The organism is Jhaorihella thermophila, from assembly GCF_900108275.1.
Taxonomy (GTDB): Bacteria; Pseudomonadota; Alphaproteobacteria; order Rhodobacterales; family Rhodobacteraceae; genus Jhaorihella; species Jhaorihella thermophila.
Genome location: NZ_FNVD01000009.1, coordinates 20,854 through 42,093 on the forward strand (window position 1 = coordinate 20,854; position 21,240 = coordinate 42,093).

Below are 21,240 nucleotides of genomic sequence, written 5' to 3' on the forward strand. Positions count from 1 at the left end.
CCCCGCATCCCCAGCCAAGCCAAGAGCCGAGCGGGCGTGACCGCCGGGCAACAATCGGGCCCGGTTGTCCGTGCGGAGGAAAAAAATTATACTGAACCGGCTGGTTCGGCATGGACAGTGGCGCATGCAGGCACCATGTCCCCAGGCACCACGAGTGAAGATCGACATGTGCCCGGCCGGCTGACGAGACGAGGATAATTGCAACATGCGGGTAGTGCCCATCATTACGGCCACGGTTGTGACGCTGGCCCTTTATCTGCTGATTTTCGAACGCGACACGGTGCTGGCCTTTGCGCGGGGCGAGAACGTTCAGACGCAGACCGAACCGGCGCCGGCCCCGACGAATCCCGCGGCCGACATGGGCGCTGCCGCGGACAAGGCCGTGATGCGTGTCCTTGCCCGCCATTCCACGGCCCGTACCGTGGACAGCGCGGTGATTCTGCGCGGGCAGACCCGCGCCATCCGTCAGGTGCAGGTGCGCGCCGAAACAACCGGCCGCGTGATCTCCGAGCCGCTGCGCAAGGGCGCGTCGGTCGAGGCGGGCGACGTGCTGTGCCGGCTGGAGCCGGGCACCCGTCCCGCCGCGCTGACCGAGGCCCGCGCCCGTCTGGAAGAGGCCGAAGCCGCCCGGCCCGCGGCCCAAGCGCGAGTCAGAGAGGCGGCCTCGCGGCTCGAAGAGGCGACCATCAACTACAATGCCGCGAAACAGCTGATCGACGACGGATATGCCTCGCAGACGCGGCTGGCCGCGACGCGGGCGGCGGTCGACTCGGCCCGCGCCGCGCTGGAAACCGCCAAGGCGGGGCTTGAATCAGCAGAGGCCGCGGTCCAGGCCGCCCGCGCCGCCGTCGCTGCCGCGGAAAAGGAAATCGAACGCCTGACCATCAAGGCGCCCTTTGCCGGGCTGCTCGATGCCGACACGGCGGAGCTGGGGGAACTGCTGCAACCCGGCGCGCTGTGTGCGACGGTGATTCAACTGAACCCGATCAAGTTCGTGGGCTATGTCCCGGAAACCGAGGTCGATCGCGTCAAGGTCGGCGCGCAGGCGGGGGCTCTTCTGGTCAATGGCCGCCGCGTGATGGGCACCGTCACCTACCTGTCCCGCGTGGCCGATCCCCAGACCCGGACCTTTGCGGTCGAGGTCGAGGTGCCCAATGAAGACCTGTCCATCCGCGACGGGCAGACCGCCGAGGTGGCGATCGCCGCGGCCGGCACCAAGGCGCATCTGCTGCCGCAATCGGCGCTGACGCTCAACAGCGATGGCGCGCTGGGCGTGCGGCTGGTAGGGCCGGACGACATCGTGCAGTTCGCCGCGATCGAGGTGATCCGCGACACGCCGGACGGGGTCTGGATCACCGGTCTGCCGGACCGGGCCGACGTGATCGTCGCGGGCCAGGATTTCGTGACGGCAGGCGTGCGCGTCCTGCCCCAGTGGGAAGAGGCCAGCCGATGACCGGTATCGTCGACTGGGCCGCCGCGCGGGCGCGGATGGTCCTTGCCTTCATCGCCATCTCGATCATCGTCGGCGGCTTTGCCTATGCCAACCTTCCGAAAGAGGGCGAGCCCGATATCGAGGTGCCCGCCCTGTTCATCTCGGTGCAGTTCCCCGGCATCTCGGCGCAGGACAGCGAAAGCCTGCTGATCAAACCGATGGAGACCGAGCTTGCCGATCTGGACGGGCTCAAGAAGATGACCGCCACGGCGGCCGAGAACTATGCCGCCGTCGTGCTGGAATTCGAATTCGGCTGGGACAAGACCGCCACCATGGCGGATGTGCGCGACGCGATGAATTCGGCGCAGGCCAAGTTTCCCGACGGGGCCGAGCAATACACGATCACCGAATTCAACTTTTCCGAATTCCCCATCGTCGTGGTGAACCTGACCGGCGACGTGCCGGAACGCACCATGGCGCGGATCGCAAAGGATCTGCAGGACGATCTGGAATCGCTGGATGCGGTGCTGCAGGCGGGGATCGCCGGCAACCGCGACGAGATGGTCGAGGTGGTGATCGACCCGCTGCGGCTGGAGTCCTACAACATCACCGCGCCCGAGCTGCTGCGCGTGGTGCAGAACAACAACCAGCTGATCGCCGCGGGCGAGGTCGAATCCGAACAGGGCACGTTCTCGGTCAAGATCCCGTCGTCCTTTGACGATGCACGCGACATCTACGACCTGCCGATCAAGATCAACGGCGACCGGGTGGTAACGCTGGGCGAACTGGCGCAGATCAACCTGACCTTCGAAGACCGCAAGGGCACCGCGCATTTCGACGGAGAACCCACCGTCGCCCTGCAGGTGGTCAAGCGCAAGGGCTACAACCTGATCGACACGGTCGAGCTGGTCAAGCGCACCGTGGCCGAGGCCGAATCCCGCTGGCCCGAACAGCTTCAGGCGGCGGTGCTCGTGGGCACGTCGAACGACCAGAGCCGGATCGTCGATTCGATGGTGCGCCAGCTCGAAGGCTCGGTGCTGACGGCGATCGCGCTGGTGATGATCGTGGTGCTCTCCAGCCTCGGCAGCCGGGCGGCGCTGCTGGTCGGCTTTGCGATCCCGACATCGTTCCTTCTGACCTTTGCCCTGCTCGCCGTGATGGGGGTGGCGATCTCCAACATCGTGATGTTCGGCCTGATCCTCGCGGTGGGGATGCTGGTCGATGGCGCGATCGTCGTGGTGGAATATGCCGACAAGCGGATCAAGGAAGGCACCGGACCGATGCACGCCTATGTCGAGGCGGCCAAGCGGATGTTCTGGCCGGTGGTGTCCTCGACCGCGACGACGCTGTGTGCGTTCCTTCCAATGCTGTTCTGGCCCGGCGTGCCGGGCGAGTTCATGTCGATGCTGCCGATCACGCTGATCTTCGTGCTTTCCGCTTCGCTGGTGGTGGCGCTGGTCTATCTGCCGGTGATGGGCGGCGTCACCGGACGCATGAGCCGCCTGTTCGGCCGCGCCTCGGACGCGATGCGGGCGCGGCTGCCCTGGGTGGCGCGCGCGGCACTGGTGCCGATCGCCTGGTACGCGATGTTCCTGGGCGCGATGCAGGTGCTGAACCCGGCCTATCTGCTGCCCGACGGGACCGTTCCGCCAATGATCGGCTCGCTTTTGGGCGCGGCGATGTTCCTGCTGGCGTCCTTTGCCTCTTCGATCACACTGTCGGCGGCGCGGATCGCGTTCGCGCCGAAACGCATCAGCGCGAAACAGGGCCACACGGCCTTTGGCTGGGTGATCCGGCTGATTGCGGGCAACCCGGTGATGCCCATCGTGACCATCGCGGCGGTGTTTTCGGCCGTGTTCTACATTTCCTTCGTCCTGTTCCCGCAGAATTCGCGCGGGGTGGACTTCTTCGTCGAAACCGAACCGGAACAGGCCACGGTCTATGTCCGTGCGCGGGGCAACCTGTCGCTGGCGGAAAAGGACCGAATGGTGATGCAGGCCGAAGAGATCGTGGCGGCGCACCCCGCCGTGATCAACGTCTTTGCCTTTGCCGGCGACGGGGGCCTGCGCACCGACACCAGCGGCGGCCAGGCGCCGGCGGACACGATCGGCCAGGTGCAGTTCGAGATCATCCCCTGGGAACAGCGCCCCAAGGTCAAGGAACCCTGGCTGGGCGGCAGGTTCCAGCGCGAGGTGACCGCGCCCGACTATGACGGCGACACGGTGCTGGAGCAGCTCCAGATCAGGCTGGACGAGCTGCCGGGCTTCGTCACCGAGGTCAAGGCGCTGGAGCGCGGCCCCGCCTCGGGCAAGCCGGTGCATCTGCGCATAAAGGGCGACGACTGGGACGACCTGCGCCGCGCGGTGGACATCGCACGGGCAAAGATGGAGGACATGCCCGGCCTGGTCCAGATAGAGGACACCCTGCCCCTGCCCGGCATCGACTGGCAGATCGACGTGGACGTGGCCAAGGCCGGCCGCTACGGCGCCGACGTGGCGACCGTGGGGGCGATGGTGCAGCTCGTGACCCGTGGCATCCTGCTGGACACGATGCGGGTGGACACCAGCGAAGAGGAGATCGAGATCCGCGCCCGCCTGCCGGAAAAGGACCGGGTTCTCAGCACGCTGGACAGTCTCAAGGTGCGCACGCCGGACGGGCTGGTGCCGCTGTCGAACTTCATCACCCGCGAACCGGTGCCGAAACGCGCCACGATCAGCCGCGTGGATCAGCGCCGGTATTACGACGTCAAGGCCGACGTGGCGCCGGGGCTGGCGCGCATCGTGCGCAGCGGCGCGGTTGGCAAGCCCGAAACGCTGGCCACCGTTCAAATCCTTGGCGAAGGCGAAACCACCACCGATCCGATGTTCACGCATCCGTCAGGCGACGAATACCGGCTGATGCGGCTGGACGCCGCTGCCAACGCCACCGAGGTCGCCGACGCGCTGCAGTCGGGCGAGGCGCATTTCGTGCCGATCAACGCCAACGAACGGATCGCGCAGCTGACCGAATGGCTCGAAACCCGCCCCCTGCCCGCCTCGGTCACCTGGGAATGGACCGGCGACCAGGAGGAACAGGCCGAAAGCCAGGCCTTCCTGTCCAAGGCCTTCCTGGGCGCGCTGGGGCTGATGTTCGTGATCCTGCTGGCGCAGTTCAACAGTTTCTACAACGCGGTTCTGGTGTTGCTGGCGGTGGTTCTGTCCACCACCGGCGTGCTGATCGGCATGATGGTTATGGAACAGCCGTTTTCCATCATCATGACCGGCACGGGCATCGTCGCGCTCGCGGGCATCGTGGTGAACAACAATATCGTGCTGATCGACACCTATCAGGAATTTTCCGCCTACATGCCCCGGATCGAGGCCATCGTGCGCACGGCCGAGGCCCGCATCCGCCCCGTTCTGCTGACCACGATCACCACGATGGCCGGCCTGACGCCGATGATGTTCGGCATCAGCCTGGATTTCTGGGCGGGCGGCTATACCATCGACAGCCCGACCGCGCTGTGGTGGAAACAGCTGGCCACGGCGGTGGTGTTCGGGCTGGGCATCGCCACGGTGCTGACGCTGGTGGTCACGCCGTCCTTCCTGGCGCTGCCTGTGTGGATCACCACCTATGCTCGCTGGTTCGGCCAGCTTCTGGGCCGCCTGACCGGCGGGCGGGCGGGCCGCGCCGCGCGCGACATGGCGCTGCGCCGCGAAGTGCGCCGCCTGCACCACCCCGAAATCATCTGGGACGATCTGTCCGGCGCGGTGGAGCGGTCCGACCCCGACACGCCCGCCCCCGACAAGCCCCTGCGCGCCGCGGAGTGACCCGCGGCACCGCGGCGCGCCGCCTACAGCAGCCACTCCACCGGCAGCCAGCGGATCACTCCGGCAACGAACCGCTCTACCAGCCCGGTGCCGGGCTCGATCTCGTGCCGGATCACGGTGCCGTCTTCGCGCCGTTCGACCCATTCCAGCCGATCGTCCACAAGTTCGACCCGATAGCTCCGCGTGGGCAGCGCGGCCTTGAACCGCGCGGCCATGTTCCGCGCCAGTTTCTGACTGTCGATGAGAAATCCCATCTCGGTGTTCAGATTGGCCGATCGCGGATCGAAGTTGAACGACCCCACGAACACGGTCCTTTCATCGATGACAAAGGACTTGGCATGCAGGCTGCTGTTGGTGGACCCGATCAGGTCGAACTTCTCGGCCAGATCCCTGCGCGCTTGCGTTGATCTGAGTTCGTGCAACCCCACGTCCGCCGCCAGCAACCGGTCTCCATATTTCATGTAGCCCGCATGCACCGGCAGAACATCCGTCGACTCCAGCGAATTGGTCAGGATATCCACCGCGACCCCTTTGCGCGCCCAATCCGCCAGACGCGCCGAAAACCGCTCTCCCGGCACGAAATAGGCCGAGGCCAGCAGCACCTCGCGCTCGGGCCGGGGCAGGATTTCCGCCAACCGCGTGGTCAGCAGCGCCGCGGCGGGCGCCGGCCCCTGACCCTTGACCGGATCGTCGCTGACCAGTTGCACGGGAACCCAGTCGAACCCGACCGCACCGTGGCGAATTCGGTCCAGCAGATCAAGGTCGGAAACCGCCCTTGCGTATCGTTGCGCCCTGTCATCGGTCCGCAGCGCGGCCAGAGCCGCTCCCAGCCGGTCCGCACCGGACTCGGCGGGCGACAGGATCGCTGCGGCGGCAAACACCGGCGGACTGGCCCAGTAGAGGTCGAAGTCCTCCGATACGTCGCGCGACGCCGGACCCAGAACTGCCACGTCCATGTCGAAATAGTTCACGTTCGGATCACTGGAAAAATAGATGTCGCCGATATTGCGCCCGCCGATGATGCTGACCACGCCGTCCACGGTCATCGACTTGTTGTGCATCCGCCGGTTCAGCCTGCGAAAATCCAGCACATAGGACAGCATCCGCGGCGTGCGCAGGGCAAAGGGGTTGAACAGGCGCACCTGGATGTTCGGATGCGCGTCCAGCTGCGCCAGTATCGGGTCCAGACCGGGTATGCCATTGTCGTCCAGCAGTATCCGCACGCGCACGCCCCTGTCGGCCGCCCGCCTCAGCGCATCGAGCAGCAACAGCCCGGTCACGTCGCGCTGCCAGATGTAATAGCGGATATCGATACTGGCCTCGGCCGCCTCGATCAGCAACAGCCGCGCGGCAAAGGCGGCGGCGCCATCCCCCAAAGAGGCAACCCCGGACCTGCCCGGATTGGCCGCCTCCAACGGCAACACCCAGGCGCCAAGCCGGGTGCCCGGATCGGCGGGAATGGCCCTGTCATGCGCCAGTCCCGCCCGCGACGGCACCGAATACACGTTCTGAAAGACGAAACTCGTCGCGGCCAGGACAACGACGACGCCAATCAGGAAACGCAGCACTCGAAACATCGCTCGCCCTCGCGCGGGGGTCGGTTCCCTTCACCCTAACGCATGGCCCAAACCGACGAAAGCGCCCGATCCGCCCGGTCTCCCCGCTCCGCGGCTTCATCTTGCCCGAAATACTCCGGGGAGCGCGAGGGGCAGCGCCCCTCGCATCGGTCGGACTGGCGCAGCCAGTCCGAAACGCGCCTCCGCGCACCGCGCCAGCGTCGCTCCAGAAGAATCAGGCCGCCTCTGAATCCGCCTGCTGACGGCTCCACAACTGCGCGTAGCGCCCGCCCCGCGCCAGCAACTCGTCGTGACGCCCGCGCTCCACGATCTCGCCGGCCTCCAGAACGATGATCTGGTCCGCCTCCGCGATGGTGGACAGCCTGTGCGCGATAGTTATCACCGTGCGCCCCTCGCCGGCGCGGGCCAGGGCGTCCTTGATCTCCTGCTCTGTCTCGGTGTCCAGCGCGCTGGTAGCCTCGTCCAGCAGCAGGATCGGCGGGTTCTTCAACAGCGTCCGCGCAATTCCCACCCGCTGTTTCTCGCCGCCCGACAACTTCAGCCCGCGTTCGCCAACCACCGTGTCATACCCCTCGGGCAGCGAAACGATGAAATCGTGAATCTGGGCATCCCGCGCGGCCTGCTCGATCTCTTCCTGGGTCGCGTCACCGCGGCCATAGGCGATGTTGTAACGGATCGTGTCGTTGAACAGGACCGTATCCTGCGGCACCACGCCGATGGCCGCGTGCAGGCTCTTCAGCGTCACGTCGCGGATATCTTGGTCGTCGATGCGGATCGCCCCTCCGCTCACGTCGTAGAACCGGAACAGAAGCCGGCCGATGGTGGACTTGCCCGATCCCGTCGCGCCCACGATCGCAACCGTGCTGCCGCCGGGCACGTCAAAGCTGATTCCCTTGAGGATCTCGCGTTCCGGGTCATAGGCAAATCGCACGCGATCGAACTCGATCCGCCCTTCGCGCACCACCAGATCCCTGGCGCCCGGCCTGTCGGTGACCTCGGCTGGCTGTTCCAGAAGGTCGAACATCTCGCCCATGTCCACGAGGCTCTGGCGGATCTCTCGATAGACCGTGCCGAGGAAATTCAGCGGCACCGTGATCTGGATCATGTAGGCATTGACCATCACGAAATCGCCCACGGTCAGGCTGCCGTCCTGAACCCCCAGCGCCGCCAGAACCATCACCCCGATCAGCCCCGAGGTGATCAGGAAGGACTGGCCGAAATTCAGGAAGGCCAGCGAATAGGCCGTCTTGAGCGCGGCGCGCGCATAAGCCCGCATGGCGCCATCATAACGGGCGGCCTCGCGCTCTTCGGCGCCGAAATACTTGACCGTTTCATAGTTTAGCAGGCTGTCGATCGCCTTCTGGTTGGCGTCGGTGTCCTGGTCGTTCATCTCGCGGCGCAGCTTGACCCGCCACTCGGTGACCTTGAAGGTGAACCAGACATAGAGCGCGATGGTCACCGCCACGATCGCCAGATACCGCCCATCGAACACCACCGTCAGGATGATCGCCACCAGCGCCAGTTCCAGGATCAGCGGGCCGATGCTGAACAGCAGAAACCGCAGCAGGAACTCCACCCCCTTGACCCCGCGCTCGATGATCCGGCTCAGCCCGCCGGTCTTGCGCGTGATGTGATAGCGCAGGGACAGGCGATGGATGTGCTGGAAGGTCTCCAGCGCCAGCCGCCGCAGCGCCCGCTGGGCGACCGGCGCAAAGGCGGCGTCGCGCAGCTGCTGGAACCCCACGGTCATCATCCGCGCCACGCCATAGGCGACGGTCAGCCCGACCGCCCCCAGCGCCAGCGGCGGCACGCCCTCGGCGGCCAGCGCATCGACCGCGCCCTTGTAGAGCACCGGCGTATAGACCGCGACCAGCTTGCTCAGCACCAGCAGCGCCAGCGCCAGAACGACCCGAACCTTGACCCATGCGTGTTCCTTCGGCCAGAGATAGGGCATCACCCGGCGGATCGTCCGCCAGGCCGATCGTCGTTCCTCGCGCGCCGCATCTCGGGCCTGAATGTTTTCTGTCGTCGCGGTCATCGCATTTCCCTCGTTCCGCGATGACATAAGCCGCGCCACCGGCAAAGACCAGAGGCGCCGGACCATTCCGCCGCCGCAATCACTCGGGGAGCGTGAACACCTGCCCCGGATAGATCAGATCCGGGTCGCGGATCTGATCGCGGTTGGCTTCGAACACCCGGACATAGAGAACCCCCAGCCCGTAGCGTTCGCGCGAGATTGCCCACAGCGTGTCGCCCTTCTGCACCGTCACCCGGCGCACAGGGGCGGTCCGGGCGGGGGCGTCCGCGCCCGCATCCGCGGGCGGCTGCAGCGCCTCGGGCGCCTCGCGCTTGAACGGTGTCTCGATCCGGCTGAGCACCTCGCCCCCTTCGCCGATCTCGTCGAGACGCAGCGTATAGACGCCCGGATCGATTCCTTCGAGCGTTCCCTTCCAGCGGCCCTGCTCGTCCGCCGCCAGATCCCGCACGGCCTTGTTGTCGATATAGACCCGGACAGAGGATCCGCCGCGGGCCCGGCCGGTCAGCATGACCTCGCCCGCATCCGAATATCCGATCACATCGAGCGCGACGCGATCCATCTCTTCGGGCGACGGCGCGGTGGCGGGCTGGACCAGCTCGACCCCGTCCTTGCCCGCGCGCAGAACGGCGACGGCGGCGGGTTTCGGCGCCTCCTCGCCGGCGGGTTCGGCAGAAGCGACGGACTCGGCGGGTTGGGCGAGTGCGGGCGACTCGGAGGGCGATGCGGACGGAGCCACCGATCGTGGCACCGTTGCCGCCGCGGTCCCGGTCTCGTCGGCGCCCGTCGCCTTTTGCGCGACGACTGGCGATTGGTTCGCGGCCGACCCGGTTCCGTCGGACACCGCCTGCGGAAACTCCGGTTTCAACGCGGTCTGTGCAGGCGCTGCCGGCTCGGTCGCCGCCGGTGCGACGGCCACCGCCTCGGGCGCCATTTCATGTTCTGCTTCGGGTGGCCCCTCGCCGACATCGGCGGATTGCGCAATCGTTTCGTCGGCCACGCCTTCGGCATCGACCCGTGGTTGGCCCTGAGCGGATTCCCGGGCTTCGACGCCCCCGGCGCTGGCCGGGGCAGAGGAGGTTTCCGCCGCGTCGCTCGGCGCGGTCTTGCCCTGCTGTGGCTCCGCCTGGGCAAGCTCGACCTCCGGCTCGGCCCCTGCCACCGGGGCAAGGATGATCTGGTCGGGCGACAGGACCTGCGCCCCGTCGTGTTCGGCGATGGCCGTCAGCACGCGCGGCGTGTCGCCCACCGGGATGTCGAGGAACCGCGCAAAGCTGCCGGTTCGGTCAACTTCGAAACTGTCCAGCTGTTCGTCGTCAAGCAACAGGGTCACCCGGCTGCCCGCCGGTGCCTTGCCGGCGATCACGGCTGAGCCGTCCGTATCGACGCGCACCAGGTCGAGCACGGGCGCTCCTGCATCGCGGGCGTCCGCCGCACGCGCATCGGCGGCCTCGACCGGACGGTCGGCCTCCGCGCCCCGGGCCTCCGGTGCCGTCGCGACGGCCTCCGGCTGCGCGGCTGCGTCGGCTTCGGATTCAGGCGCCGCTGCGGGTTCGGCTGCCTCACCGGCCGCTTTCGACCCCGTACCTTCGGGTTCGACGGCGGATGCCAGCGGCTCTGGCACGGTGTCCGACGGCGCGTCGGCCGGAACGTCCTGTGTAGCCGGGGCCTGCCCGGCCGTCGGCGCCTGTGTCGCCTCCGGCGTCGTTACCGGTGCCGGGGGTCGAGGCGCCTCGGGCCGGAACCAGAACGCCACCCCGCCCAGCACCACGACCACCGCGCCCGCGACGATCCATCCCGTCTTTTGCAGCCCGCCGCTGCCGCCTGCTGCCGCCATCATCGCCCCCTTGCTGCGCGGGCCATCCCTCCCGCGTGGTTGAGCCGACGTGGCAGGCCGGTTATCAGGGATCACGGCGGCCGTTCCGAGCCGCTGCCTGTCCTGATGAAAGGCCGTGCCATGACCGTCAAATCCGTCTGTGTGTATTGCGGATCGCGCCCGGGGGCAATGCCCGCCTATGCGCGGGACGCCGAAATCCTGGGCCGCGCGCTTGCCGCCAAAGGCTGGCGGCTGGTCTACGGGGCGGGCGATGTCGGGCTGATGGGCACCGTGGCGCGGGCTTCGCAGGCCGCCGGCGCGGACACGTTCGGGGTCATCCCGCGGCACCTTGTGGATCGCGAGGTCGGCAAGACCGACCTGACCCGTTACGTGGTCACCGAGACCATGCACGAGCGCAAGAAGGTCATGTTCATGAATGCCGATGCGGTGGTGCTGCTGCCCGGCGGCGCGGGATCGCTGGACGAGCTGTTCGAGGCGCTCACCTGGCGGCAACTGGGTCTGCATGGCAAGCCGATCGTGGTTCTGAACACCGAAGGATACTGGACGCCGCTGAGGGCGTTGATCGCGCATGTGATCGATCAGGGGTTCGCCGACGACACTCTGGCCGAGTTCGTGACCTGGGCGGACACCCCGGAGCAGGCAATCGAGGCCCTGGGCGCGCATTTTCGCGGCGAGTCCCAAGCTGGGTCTGCGCAAGCGGTGGAACGCGCCGGCGTGGGGCCGGGTTTCTCGGATCGCTGACGCGATCCGACCGATGCGAGGGGGCGCTGCCCCCTCGCGCTCCCCAGGGGTATTTCCGACCAGAAAGAAGCAGAAGGCAGATTGGCCCGCGGGTTCAGGTGCGGGACGCCCAGGTCTCGCGCTCTTCGGCGATCCGGGCGGGATCCATGAAATGTTCGATCATCACCCGGGTGGCGGCGTCATAGGCCTCCGCCTCGGGCATCTCGAGCTGGCAAAGCAGCGTCTGCTTGCCCAGCGCCACGGCGGGCGCGCGGCGGGTGGCGAGCGTGCGGGCGAATGCCATCGCCTCGTCCATCAGCCGTTCCGACGGGATCACCCGGTTGACAAGCCCCGCCCGCAGCGCCCAGTCGGCGTCGAACACCTCACCCGAGAGGGTCATTTCCATGATGTGCTTGCGCGCGAGGTTGCGCCCCACCGTCACCGCCGGCGTGGTGCAGAACCCGCCATTGCGCACGCCGGGCAGGCAGAAGGTCGCCGAAGGCGCGACAAAGGCCAGATCGCAGGCCGCCACCAGTTGCAGCCCCGCCGCGGTGGCCAGCCCTTCGACCACGGCGATCACGGGTTTGGGCGAATGGGTCAGCGCCTGCATCATCGCAGCGCAGGCCCGGAACAGATCTTCCAGATAGGCCCGGCCCAGATCCGCGTCGGCGCGGTGCCTGGCGATCTCCTTCAGATCATGGCCGGCGCAGAAGATCCGCCCCGGGCCGTGCAAAAGGATCACGCGAACGGCATCATCGGCCGCCGCCCGGCGCAGCGCGTCATGCAGCGCCCCGATCATCGCACGCGACAGCGGATGCGCGGGCGGGGCGCCGAGGGTGAGCGTCAGCACGCCCTCGGCGCTGGTTTCCTCGACAAGCGGCGCGGTGATCATTTCGTTCATTGCCGGATCCTCCCACACACAGGATCACCCGGGACCCGGCCGTCGCGCAAGTCGCATCAAGACCGCCCATGAAAAAACCCCGCGACCGGGTCGGCGCGGGGCCTGTCCTGACCGAACTGGCGGCGCCTCACATGCGCGAGGCGACGTTTTCCCAGTTCACCAGGTTGTTCAGGAAGTTCTCGATATAGGCCGGGCGCCGGTTGCGGAAATCCAGGTAATAGGAATGCTCCCACACGTCGCAGCCCAAGAGCGCGGTCTGGCCAAAGCAGAGCGGGTTCACGCCGTTTTCGGTCTTGGTCACGGCCAGCGAGCCGTCGGCGTTCTTGACCAGCCAGCACCAGCCCGAACCGAACTGCCCCACGCCCGCGGCGGTGAACTGGGCCTTGAATTCGTCAACCGAGCCGAAACTTTCGACCAGCGCCTTTTCCAGTTCGCCCGGCATCTTGGATTCGCCCGGACCCATCATTTCCCAGAACTGGTTGTGGTTCCACAGCTGGCTGATGTTGTTGAAGATGCCGTTCTGGGCGACGGCGCCGGGCTGGTAGGTGCCGGTGATGATCTCTTCCAGGCTCTTGCCTTCCCACTCGGTGCCGGCGATCAGCTTGTTGCCGTTGTCCACATAGGCCTTGTGGTGCAGGTCGTGGTGGTATTCCAGCGTTTCCGCCGACATGCCCTTGGAAGCCAGCGCGTCATGTGCATAAGGAAGGTCAGGAAGTTCGAAAGCCATGATGTTTCCCTGTCAAATCTGTTGCGTTTCCCCCGTCTACATGCGGCGGCGGGGGCGGCAGGTCAAGGGCGAAGGCGGCAGGAGGCAGGGCAGATGCTGACCCGGTTGAGAAAGATGATCTATCGTGCCCGCGGTCATTATGCCGGGCAGCTTGGGGGCGAGCGGTTCCGGCTGGACCCCTATCACAGCAAGTTCTGGCGCAAGGCCGGATCCGGCGCGTGGGAGCCCGAAACCTTTGCGGTGCTGCGCGCGCATCTCGCGCCCGACCGCGACTATCTGGACATCGGCGCATGGATCGGCCCGACGGTTCTGTTCGGCGCGCGCCGCGCCCGGCATGTGTGGTGTTTTGAGCCCGACCCGACCGCCTTTCGCCACCTCGCCTGGAACATCGAGCTGAACGGCCTGCGCAATGTCAGCGCCTTCCCCGTGGCGCTGTCGGAGGGCTTCGGCGTGGCGCGGATGGCGTCCTTCGGCGGCGAGGCCGGGGATTCCATGTCCAGCCTGCTGAATGCGGGTGGCGCGGGGGCGACGGAGGTGCTGACCATCGGCTGGGAGCAGTTCGCCAGCGCGGTGGACCTCTCGGGCGTTTCGCTCGTCAAGGTCGACATCGAAGGGGCCGAGTTCGACCTGCTCCCCACCCTCCTGCCGTGGCTGGAACGCCACCGCCCCGCCCTGTTCCTGTCCACCCACGCGCCGTATCTCGACCCCGACACCCGCGCCGACCGGATGCGGCGGCTGGCCGAAAGCCTGTCCTTCTATTCGACCTGGCAGGACAAGAGGCTCCGTCCCACCGGCCCCGGGGCACTGACGCAAGACCCAGCCCTGACCGGGTTCGAGACCTATCTTCTGACGCCCTGACGGGGCGCAACCGGGGGGGGCGGCAAGTCTCAGGTCACCTTGGCGCGCCGCTTGTATTCGGGGCGATCCCACAGGCGATTGTTCATGATTTCGGCCAGGATCGCCACCGCCGCCCGCACGTCCGCCTCGTCGATGTAAAGCGGGGTAAAGCCGAACCGCATGATGTCGGGGGCGCGGAAATCGCCGATCACGCCGCGCGCGATCAGCGCCTGCATCACGGCATAGCCTTCGTCGAAGCGGAACGACACCTGGCTGCCGCGCCCGGCCGCGTCGCGCGGCGAGGCCAGCACCAGATCGGGACAGGCGGCCTCGACCCCGGCGATGAACCGCTCGGACAGTTCCACCGACTTCGCCCGCACATCCTCCAGCGACACCCCCTCCCACACGTCCAGCGCCGCATCCAGGGCGGTCATCTGGATCACCGGCGGCGTGCCGACCCGCATCCGCTCGACCCCCGCGCCGGGGCGGTAGTCCAGTTCAAAGGCAAAGGGCGCCTCATGCCCCAGCCAGCCCGCCAGCGCCGGCCGCGCCCGGTCCGCAAGGCGCGGGGCGACATAGATGAAGGCCGGCGCGCCTGGGCCGCCGTTGAGATACTTGTAGGTGCAGCCCACGGCGAAATCGGCCCCGCCCCCGGCGACATCGACCGGAAAGGCCCCGGCCGAATGCGCCAGATCCCAGATCGCCAGCCCGCCCTGCGCATGCACCTTCGCGGTCAGCGCCCGCATGTCATGCCGCCGCCCCGTCCTGTAATCCACCTCGGTCAGCATCAGCACCGCAACCTCGTCGGTGATCGCGTCCTCGACCTCTTCCGGGGCCACCACCCGCAGCTCGTGCCCGTGCCCCAGTGATGTCAGCAATCCATTGGCCATGTAGAGATCGGTGGGAAAGTTGCCGCTGTCGGACAGCACCACCTTGCGACCCGGCACCATCTCCAGCGCCGAGGCGAGCGCCTGATAGACCTTGATCGACAGCGTGTCGCCCACCACGACATGGCCCGGCTCGGCCCCGATCAGCCGCCCGATCCGATCCCCCAGGGCAACCGGCATGGACATCCAGCCCCGGCCGCCCCAGCCGCGGTTCCAGCCGGTGATCAGCATCTCGCCCCACTCCGCCGAGACCACCTCGGCCACCCGCATCTTGGCCGCGCGCGGCATCGGCCCCAGCGAATTGCCGTCAAGATAGATCACACCCTCGGGCAGATCGAACATGGCGCGGGTCGCGGAAAAATCGGTCACGGGCTGTCCCCTTCTTTGTCACGCTGTCACGGCGGCGCTTTCCGGTGACAATGCGCCACTCCGAATCCCCCGCCTCTTCATCTTGCGTCAAATACTCTGGGGGGTGCGGGGGGCAAAGCCCCCCGCCTAATCACCTCGGCAAGCAAAGCCCCCCGCCTAATCACCTCGGCAAGCAAAGCCCCCCGCCGAAAATCAGTCCGGCGGGCATAGCCCGCGCATCGGTCGGATCGGCCCGGCCAGTCCGACCGATTCCCAAACGCCCCCGCCGGATCAGACCTGGCCGCCGGCGATCTCGATGGTCTGGCCGTTGATGCTCTCCGATCCCGGCCGCACCAGCCACATCACCGCTGCTGCCACCTCTTCGGGCGCGATCAGCCGCTTGTGACGGTTCGATTCCACCATCATCGCCAGCGCCTCTTCGCGGCTCACTCGCGCGCGGGTGGCGATGCTGTCGATGTTGCGGGTCACGATGGGCGTGTCCACATAACCCGGACAGATCGCGTTGAACGTATAATTCGTGCCCATGTATTCCTCGCTCAGCGACCGCGTCAGCCCGACGACGCCGTGCTTGGACGCCGAATAGCAGGCACCGCCCTTCAGCCCCCGCACCCCCGCGATCGAGGCCACCGGGATCACCCGGCCCCAGTCGGTGCTCAGCATCCCCGGCAGGCAGGCGCGGATGGTCAGGAACACGCCGTCGAGGTTGGTCGCCATCATGTTGCGCCAGAATTCCAGCGAAGTCTTGTGCAGCGCCTTGCCCTCGGCGATCCCGGCATTGGGCACGCAGATCTGCACCGGCCCGCGCGCCTCCACCGCGCGCGCGATGGTGTCATCGACGCTCGCCTCATCCCGCACGTCCATCGCCATGCCGAACAGGCCGTCGCCCGCAACCTCGTCCAGCACCTCCTGCCGGCGGCCGGTGATCGTGACCTGCGCCCCCTCGGCCGCCAGTGCCCGCGCGATCGCCAGCCCGATCCCGGTGCCGCCGCCCGTCACCAGCGCGTGTTTTCCCTCCAAGCTCATCTGCAACCTCCCTGATCTGCTGCGCATCGCAGCGTAGTGACGGCGCGTGACGTGACAAGATGCGCCGTTGGGTCACTTCGCCAAACCCGCCATTCTCTGCTATCTCCGACACCGTGACAGGGAGACGGCGCCGCCATGAAATGGATCGACATTCCGCCCGTCTGGCTGGCCGCCTTCGCGGCGCTCGCCTGGGCGCAGGCCCATTACCTGCCGATGGGGCTGTCGCTTGACTCACGGGTGACCCAGCTTCTGAGCGGGCTGCTGATCGGGGCCGGCATCCTGCTGATGCTGCTCGCCGTAATCGAGTTCCGCCGCCACCGCACCACCGTCTGGCCGCACGGCACCCCCGACCGCCTGATCCAGTCGGGCATCTTCAGCCGCACCCGCAACCCGATCTACCTGGGCGACGCGCTGATGCTGGCGGGGCTGATCCTGGCATTTGACGCAGTGTTGTCCTTGCCTTTGATCCCGATCTTCGTCTGGCTGATCGAGCGCCGCTTCATCGTGCCGGAAGAGAACCGGATGCGGCGCAGGTTCAAGGCCGATTTCGCCCGGTATGAACGCCGGGTGCGGCGATGGCTGTGAGATTTCTGCAAGGTGTTTGCGCACACATTCGCGAAATGATTTGTCGCGAATGCGACAAAAGGGGCAATCTTGTTGCCCGGCGCTTGCACCCGGCAGATGGGAAGGATAGGCAAAAACCCGGCAAACCAATCTGGTTTGCACCCGGGTTGTGAACAGAGGGGACCGACGGGGTGAAGATAGGGACACCAAAAGAAGTCATGAAGGGCGAAAACCGCGTCGCGATGACGCCGGATTCCGCCAGACAGCTCCAGAAGCTGGGCTATGAATGCCTGATCGAAAAGGGCGCGGGTCATGCCGCGGGCTTTGACGATGCCGCCTACGAGGCCGCCGGCGTCACGGTCATCAAGACCGCCGCAGCGCTGTGGAAAGAGGCCGACATCATCGCCAAGGTGCGCCCGCCCACCGAAACCGAGCTCAAGCGTCTGAACAAGGGCAAGACGCTGATCTCCTTCTTCAATCCGGCCGAAAACGAAAAGGGCCTGGAGATCGCCAGGGAAAAGGGCGCCAACGTCATCGCGATGGAGATGGTGCCGCGGATCAGCCGCGCCCAGAAGATGGACGCGCTGTCGTCGATGGCCAACATCGCCGGCTACCGCGCGGTGATCGAGGCGGGCAACAATTTTGGCCGCTTCTTCACCGGTCAGGTCACCGCGGCCGGCAAGGTGCCGCCGGCCAAGGTGCTGGTGGTGGGCGCGGGCGTGGCGGGTCTTGCCGCGATCGGCGCGGCGGTCAGCCTCGGCGCCATCGTCTATGCCTTTGACGTGCGCCCCGAGGTGGCCGAACAGGTCGAATCGATGGGGGCCGAGTTCGTCTATCTCGATTTCGAGGACGACCAGGACGGCGCCGAAACCGGCGGCTATGCCAAGCCTTCCAGCCCCGAATTCCGCGAGGCCCAGCTGGCCAAGTTCCGGGAACTGGCCCCGGACATGGACATCGTGATCACCACCGCGCTGATCCCGAACCAGCCGGCGCCGATCCTGTGGACCAAGGACATGATCCAGTCGATGAAGCGCGGCTCGGTCATCGTGGACCTTGCCGCCGAACGCGGCGGCAACGTCGAGGGCACGGTCAAGGACGAAAAGATCGTCACCGACAACGGCGTGACGATCATCGGCTACACCGATTTCCCCTCGCGCATGGCGGCGCAGGCCTCGCAGCTTTATGCCACCAACATCCGCCACATGATATCCGACCTGACCCCCAACAAGGACGGTCAGATCGTGCATGACATGGAAGACGACGTGATCCGAAGTGCTACGGTGGCCTATCAGGGTGAAATCACCTTCCCGCCGCCGCCGCTCAAGGTGCAGGCGATCGCGTCGAAAAAGCCGCAGGCCCAGCCGAAGGAACTGACCCCCGAAGAGAAACGGGAACAGGAACTGGCGGCGTTCCGCGCCGAGACGAAACAGCAGGTCACGTTGTTGACCATCGGAACGGTGCTCATGCTTCTCGTGGGTCTCGTGGCACCGGCGAGCTTCATGCAGCACTTCATCGTGTTCGTGCTGTCGGTCTTCGTCGGCTTCCAGGTGATCTGGAACGTCAGCCACGCGCTGCACACGCCGCTGATGGCCGTGACCAACGCGATCTCGTCGATCATCATCCTTGGTGCGCTGATGCAGATCGGGTCGGGATCCTGGCTGGTGATCCTGCTGGCCGCTCTGTCGGTTTTCATGGCCGGGATCAACATCTTCGGCGGATTCCTTGTCACCCGGCGCATGCTCGCCATGTTCCAGAAATCCTGAGGAGGCTGCAGCAATGAGTTACGGTTTCACGACTGCGGTCTATGTGGCGGCCGCCGTTCTGTTCATCCTCGCGCTGGGCGGGCTGAGCAATCAGGAAAAGGCCAAGCGGGCGGTCTGGTATGGCATCGTCGGCATGGCGCTGGCGGTGATCGCGACCCTGATGGGCCCCGGTTCGGGCTTTTGGTGGCTGTCGCTGGTTCTGATCCTGATCGGCGGCGCCATCGGCCAGTATGTCGCGCAGCGGGTGCAGATGACCGAAATGCCCCAGCTGGTGGCCGCGATGCACTCGCTGGTCGGTCTGGCGGCGGTGTTCGTGGGCTTCAACGCCCATTTCGAACTGGTCCGCGTTCTGGGCATGGACGAAGCCGCGCGTCACGGGCTGGAAGGCTTTGCTGCCGTTCTGGCGCACAAGACGCCGGTGGAACAGAACATCCTGCGGGTCGAACTGTTCCTCGGCATCTTCATCGGCGCGGTGACCTTCACCGGCTCGGTGATCGCCTATGGCAAGCTGGCGGGCAAGGTCACCTCGGCCGCCACCAAGCTGCCCGGCGGGCACGCGCTGAACGCCTCGGCCGCGGCGCTGTCGCTGATCTGCCTGATCTGGTATTTCAACTCGGGCGGCCTGCTGCCGATGATCCTGATGACGCTGGCCGCGCTGTTCATCGGCTATCACCTGATCATGGGCATCGGCGGCGCCGACATGCCGGTGGTGGTGTCGATGCTCAACAGCTACTCGGGCTGGGCCGCGGCCGCGATCGGCTTCAGCCTCGGCAACGACCTGCTGATCGTGGTCGGCGCGCTGGTGGGCTCGTCGGGTGCGATCCTCAGCTACATCATGTGCAAGGCGATGAACCGCTCCTTCATCTCGGTGATCCTGGGCGGCTTCGGCGGCACCGGCGGCCCGGCGATGGAGGTGGACGGCGAACAGATCGCCATCGACGCCGAAGGCGTGGCTGCGGCGCTGAACGACGCAGACAACATCATCATCGTGCCGGGTTATGGCATGGCGGTGGCGCAGGCGCAGAACGCGGTCAGCGAACTGACCCGCAAGCTGCGCGAGCGGGGCAAGAACGTCCGCTTCGCCATCCACCCGGTCGCCGGCCGCCTTCCGGGCCACATGAACGTGCTGCTGGCCGAGGCCAAGGTGCCCTACGACATCGTGCTGGAAATGGACGAGATCAACGACGACTTCCCCGAAACGGACGTGGTGATCGTGATCGGCTCGAACGACATCGTGAACCCGGCCGCGCAGGAAGACCCCAACTCGCCCATTGCCGGCATGCCGGTGCTCGAGGTGTGGAAAGCCAAGCAGGTCTTCGTGCTCAAGCGCGGCCAGGGCACGGGCTATTCCGGCATCGAAAACCCGCTGTTCTACAAGGAGAACACGCGGATGTATTACGGCGACGCCCGCGAATCGATCGACAAGCTTCTGCCGCTGATCGACTGACCGGACCGACCCGGAAACACCACCGAACCCCGCCCCCGTGGCGGGGTTTCCTTATTGCCGAAGGCCCCTGCCCCCTGCTTCTTTCTGGTCGGAAATACCCCGGGGGAGTCGCGCATCGCGCGACGGGGGCAGCGCCCCCCTGTTCCGCCTCAGGCCGTCAGACCGGCCCCGATCAATTGCGCCAGATGCGCCACGCGGGTCCGGTAGGTGGCGAAATCCACCCCTGCCATCTTCAGCCCTTTGAGCGCGGTGGTGATCGTCGCCGCGATCTCCGCAGCCGGTCCCGGCAGGCGCACCCGACCGCCCGCCACCTCTTCCGCCAGCCAGTCTGCATAGGCCGCGGCCAGCGCCGCCTCGCCCGCCTCGGCGATGTCGCGCGCCACCGAATGGCCCGTGTCCATCAGTTCGACCCCATGCGGAGAACTCAGCATCGCCTCGACCATCTCGCCCGCCTGGGCGGCAAAGGCCGCCGAAACACGGTCGGTCACGCTGCCCGGCCCGGCCAGCGCCGCGCGCACCGCGGCAACCGTGCTTTCGTAATACAGCTGCGTCAGACTGCGATAGATGTCTTCCTTGTTCCGATAGCGCAGATAGAGCGCCGGCCGCGACATGCCCGCGCCGCGGGCGATGTCGTCCATCGACGTCTTGCGGAACCCGTAGGCCGCAAAGGCCCGCCAGGCGGAGTCGAGTATCGCCGCCTGTTTCGGGTCCAGATCGGACATCAAGCTGCCTGCATCTTCCATGACCGTCAAACTGACACCGGGTGCAAAAATTGTCAATTGACATACTGACGTTTTATCGTATTTTTGTCAGGAAACATCGCGAACCGACAGGAAAGTCCCCGACCATGGCGACCACGCTCAGAATCAACGGCAAGACGCATCGTGTCGATCTGCCCGACGATGTGCCCCTCTTGTGGGTGCTGCGGGACGAGATCGGCCTCACCGGCACGAAATTCGGTTGCGGGGTCGCCGCCTGCGGGGCCTGCACCGTGCATATCGACGGACAGGCCGTGCGGTCCTGCCAGGTGCCGCTGGGCGACGCGACCGGCGAAATCACCACGATCGAGGGGCTGGGCACGCCCGATGCCATGTCCGCGATCCAGCAGGCCTGGGCAGACCACCAGGTGGCGCAATGCGGCTACTGCCAGTCCGGTCAGATCATGCAGGCCGCCGCATTGCTGGCCGAGAACCCCGCCCCGACCGACGCCGAGATCGACGAGGCGATGGCCGGCAATCTCTGCCGCTGCGGCACCTATCCCCGCATCCGCGCCGCAATCCACGACGCCGCCAACCGCATAAAAGGGGCCTGA

16 protein-coding genes are annotated in these 21,240 nt (G+C 66.6%); 8 read left to right on the plus strand and 8 right to left on the minus strand.

Features of this window, described 5'->3' with window-relative positions; translation table 11 throughout:
* The first annotated feature begins 205 nt into the window (after nt 1–205).
* Both C4S70_RS11635 and C4S70_RS11640 read left to right on the plus strand, forming a co-directional pair.
* Entirely contained in the window at nt 206–1,453 is a 1,248-nt protein-coding gene (locus C4S70_RS11635) for an efflux RND transporter periplasmic adaptor subunit (RefSeq protein WP_104008282.1), read from the plus strand.
* A complete protein-coding gene (locus C4S70_RS11640) occupies nt 1,450–5,241 on the plus strand; it encodes an efflux RND transporter permease subunit (RefSeq protein ID WP_104008405.1) in 3,792 nt (1,263 codons plus the stop codon). Before C4S70_RS11635 ends, C4S70_RS11640 begins: the two co-directional genes overlap by 4 nt.
* Before the next feature lie 23 nt (nt 5,242–5,264).
* Here C4S70_RS11640 and C4S70_RS11645 read toward each other — a convergent pair whose 3' ends face one another.
* The 3 genes from C4S70_RS11645 to C4S70_RS19145 form a co-directional block, all read right to left on the minus strand.
* Nucleotides 5,265–6,818, minus strand: a complete 1,554-nt coding sequence (locus C4S70_RS11645) for a phospholipase D family protein (protein ID WP_104008283.1) — start codon at nt 6,816–6,818, stop codon at nt 5,265–5,267.
* A 214-nt stretch (nt 6,819–7,032) separates the two neighbouring features.
* Nucleotides 7,033–8,856 (minus strand): ABCB family ABC transporter ATP-binding protein/permease, encoded by a 1,824-nt coding sequence (locus tag C4S70_RS11650; RefSeq protein WP_104008406.1) that lies wholly within the window; start codon nt 8,854–8,856, stop codon nt 7,033–7,035.
* A 79-nt stretch (nt 8,857–8,935) separates the two neighbouring features.
* Complete coding sequence (locus tag C4S70_RS19145) at nt 8,936–10,693, minus strand: LysM peptidoglycan-binding domain-containing protein (protein WP_235003814.1); 1,758 nt, start codon at nt 10,691–10,693, stop codon at nt 8,936–8,938.
* A 117-nt stretch (nt 10,694–10,810) separates the two neighbouring features.
* On the opposite strand from C4S70_RS19145, the gene C4S70_RS11660 reads away from it, so the two are divergent.
* Nucleotides 10,811–11,431, plus strand: coding sequence for an LOG family protein (locus C4S70_RS11660; protein ID WP_104008408.1), 621 nt, complete (start codon nt 10,811–10,813; stop codon nt 11,429–11,431).
* A gap of 94 nt (nt 11,432–11,525) precedes the next feature.
* Here the strand turns inward: C4S70_RS11660 and C4S70_RS11665 are convergent, their stop codons facing one another.
* Together C4S70_RS11665 and C4S70_RS11670 are read right to left on the minus strand one after the other, a co-directional pair.
* Nucleotides 11,526–12,311, minus strand: a complete 786-nt coding sequence (locus tag C4S70_RS11665; RefSeq protein ID WP_104008284.1) for an enoyl-CoA hydratase-related protein — start codon at nt 12,309–12,311, stop codon at nt 11,526–11,528.
* 127 nt (nt 12,312–12,438) lie between these two features.
* The gene (locus tag C4S70_RS11670; protein ID WP_104008285.1) at nt 12,439–13,038 is read right to left on the minus strand and encodes a superoxide dismutase; all 600 of its coding nucleotides are present in this window, start codon (nt 13,036–13,038) and stop codon (nt 12,439–12,441) included.
* Nucleotides 13,039–13,131: 93 nt separating this feature from the next.
* On the opposite strand from C4S70_RS11670, the gene C4S70_RS11675 reads away from it, so the two are divergent.
* A complete protein-coding gene (locus C4S70_RS11675) occupies nt 13,132–13,896 on the plus strand; it encodes an FkbM family methyltransferase (RefSeq protein WP_104008286.1) in 765 nt (254 codons plus the stop codon).
* 29 nt (nt 13,897–13,925) lie between these two features.
* Here C4S70_RS11675 and kynU read toward each other — a convergent pair whose 3' ends face one another.
* Nucleotides 13,926–15,131 (minus strand): kynureninase, encoded by a 1,206-nt coding sequence (kynU, locus tag C4S70_RS11680; RefSeq protein ID WP_104008287.1) that lies wholly within the window; start codon nt 15,129–15,131, stop codon nt 13,926–13,928.
* A gap of 270 nt (nt 15,132–15,401) precedes the next feature.
* Nucleotides 15,402–16,154 (minus strand): SDR family NAD(P)-dependent oxidoreductase, encoded by a 753-nt coding sequence (locus C4S70_RS11685; protein WP_104008288.1) that lies wholly within the window; start codon nt 16,152–16,154, stop codon nt 15,402–15,404.
* Nucleotides 16,155–16,289: 135 nt separating this feature from the next.
* Here C4S70_RS11685 and C4S70_RS11690 point away from each other — a divergent pair, with 135 nt between their 5' ends.
* The 3 genes from C4S70_RS11690 to C4S70_RS11700 all read left to right on the plus strand — a co-directional run bounded on the left by C4S70_RS11690 (nt 16,290) and on the right by C4S70_RS11700 (nt 19,928).
* Nucleotides 16,290–16,739: a methyltransferase family protein gene (locus C4S70_RS11690; protein WP_104008289.1), complete on the plus strand. Its 450-nt coding sequence runs from the start codon at nt 16,290–16,292 to the stop codon at nt 16,737–16,739.
* A 170-nt stretch (nt 16,740–16,909) separates the two neighbouring features.
* Nucleotides 16,910–18,481 (plus strand): Re/Si-specific NAD(P)(+) transhydrogenase subunit alpha, encoded by a 1,572-nt coding sequence (locus C4S70_RS11695; protein ID WP_104008290.1) that lies wholly within the window; start codon nt 16,910–16,912, stop codon nt 18,479–18,481.
* 13 nt (nt 18,482–18,494) lie between these two features.
* Nucleotides 18,495–19,928 carry an NAD(P)(+) transhydrogenase (Re/Si-specific) subunit beta gene (locus C4S70_RS11700; RefSeq protein WP_104008291.1) on the plus strand — a complete coding sequence of 478 codons (1,434 nt, stop codon included), beginning with the start codon at nt 18,495–18,497 and terminating at the stop codon, nt 19,926–19,928.
* A 149-nt stretch (nt 19,929–20,077) separates the two neighbouring features.
* Here C4S70_RS11700 and C4S70_RS11705 read toward each other — a convergent pair whose 3' ends face one another.
* Nucleotides 20,078–20,650 (minus strand): TetR/AcrR family transcriptional regulator, encoded by a 573-nt coding sequence (locus C4S70_RS11705; RefSeq protein ID WP_235003815.1) that lies wholly within the window; start codon nt 20,648–20,650, stop codon nt 20,078–20,080.
* Between the two features lie 125 nt (nt 20,651–20,775).
* Here C4S70_RS11705 and C4S70_RS11710 point away from each other — a divergent pair, with 125 nt between their 5' ends.
* On the plus strand, nt 20,776–21,240 hold the full coding sequence (locus C4S70_RS11710; protein WP_104008293.1) for a (2Fe-2S)-binding protein: 465 nt from the start codon (nt 20,776–20,778) through the stop codon (nt 21,238–21,240).

Excerpts from the sequence above, each read along its gene's own strand:
- C4S70_RS11650 (WP_104008406.1), bottom strand. The coding sequence starts at position 8,856 with ATGACCGCGACGACAGAAAACATTCAGGCCCGAGATGCGGCGCGCGAG.
- C4S70_RS11710 (WP_104008293.1), top strand. The coding sequence starts at position 20,776 with ATGGCGACCACGCTCAGAATCAACGGCAAGACGCATCGTGTCGATCTG.
- C4S70_RS11645 (WP_104008283.1), bottom strand. The coding sequence starts at position 6,818 with ATGTTTCGAGTGCTGCGTTTCCTGATTGGCGTCGTCGTTGTCCTGGCC.
- C4S70_RS11700 (WP_104008291.1), top strand. The coding sequence starts at position 18,495 with ATGAGTTACGGTTTCACGACTGCGGTCTATGTGGCGGCCGCCGTTCTG.
- C4S70_RS19145 (WP_235003814.1), bottom strand. The coding sequence starts at position 10,693 with ATGATGGCGGCAGCAGGCGGCAGCGGCGGGCTGCAAAAGACGGGATGG.
- C4S70_RS11635 (WP_104008282.1), top strand. The coding sequence starts at position 206 with ATGCGGGTAGTGCCCATCATTACGGCCACGGTTGTGACGCTGGCCCTT.
- C4S70_RS11670 (WP_104008285.1), bottom strand. The coding sequence starts at position 13,038 with ATGGCTTTCGAACTTCCTGACCTTCCTTATGCACATGACGCGCTGGCT.
- C4S70_RS11705 (WP_235003815.1), bottom strand. The coding sequence starts at position 20,650 with ATGTCCGATCTGGACCCGAAACAGGCGGCGATACTCGACTCCGCCTGG.
- C4S70_RS11690 (WP_104008289.1), top strand. The coding sequence starts at position 16,290 with ATGAAATGGATCGACATTCCGCCCGTCTGGCTGGCCGCCTTCGCGGCG.
- C4S70_RS11665 (WP_104008284.1), bottom strand. The coding sequence starts at position 12,311 with ATGAACGAAATGATCACCGCGCCGCTTGTCGAGGAAACCAGCGCCGAG.
- C4S70_RS11660 (WP_104008408.1), top strand. The coding sequence starts at position 10,811 with ATGACCGTCAAATCCGTCTGTGTGTATTGCGGATCGCGCCCGGGGGCA.
- C4S70_RS11685 (WP_104008288.1), bottom strand. The coding sequence starts at position 16,154 with ATGAGCTTGGAGGGAAAACACGCGCTGGTGACGGGCGGCGGCACCGGG.
- C4S70_RS11675 (WP_104008286.1), top strand. The coding sequence starts at position 13,132 with ATGCTGACCCGGTTGAGAAAGATGATCTATCGTGCCCGCGGTCATTAT.
- C4S70_RS11640 (WP_104008405.1), top strand. The coding sequence starts at position 1,450 with ATGACCGGTATCGTCGACTGGGCCGCCGCGCGGGCGCGGATGGTCCTT.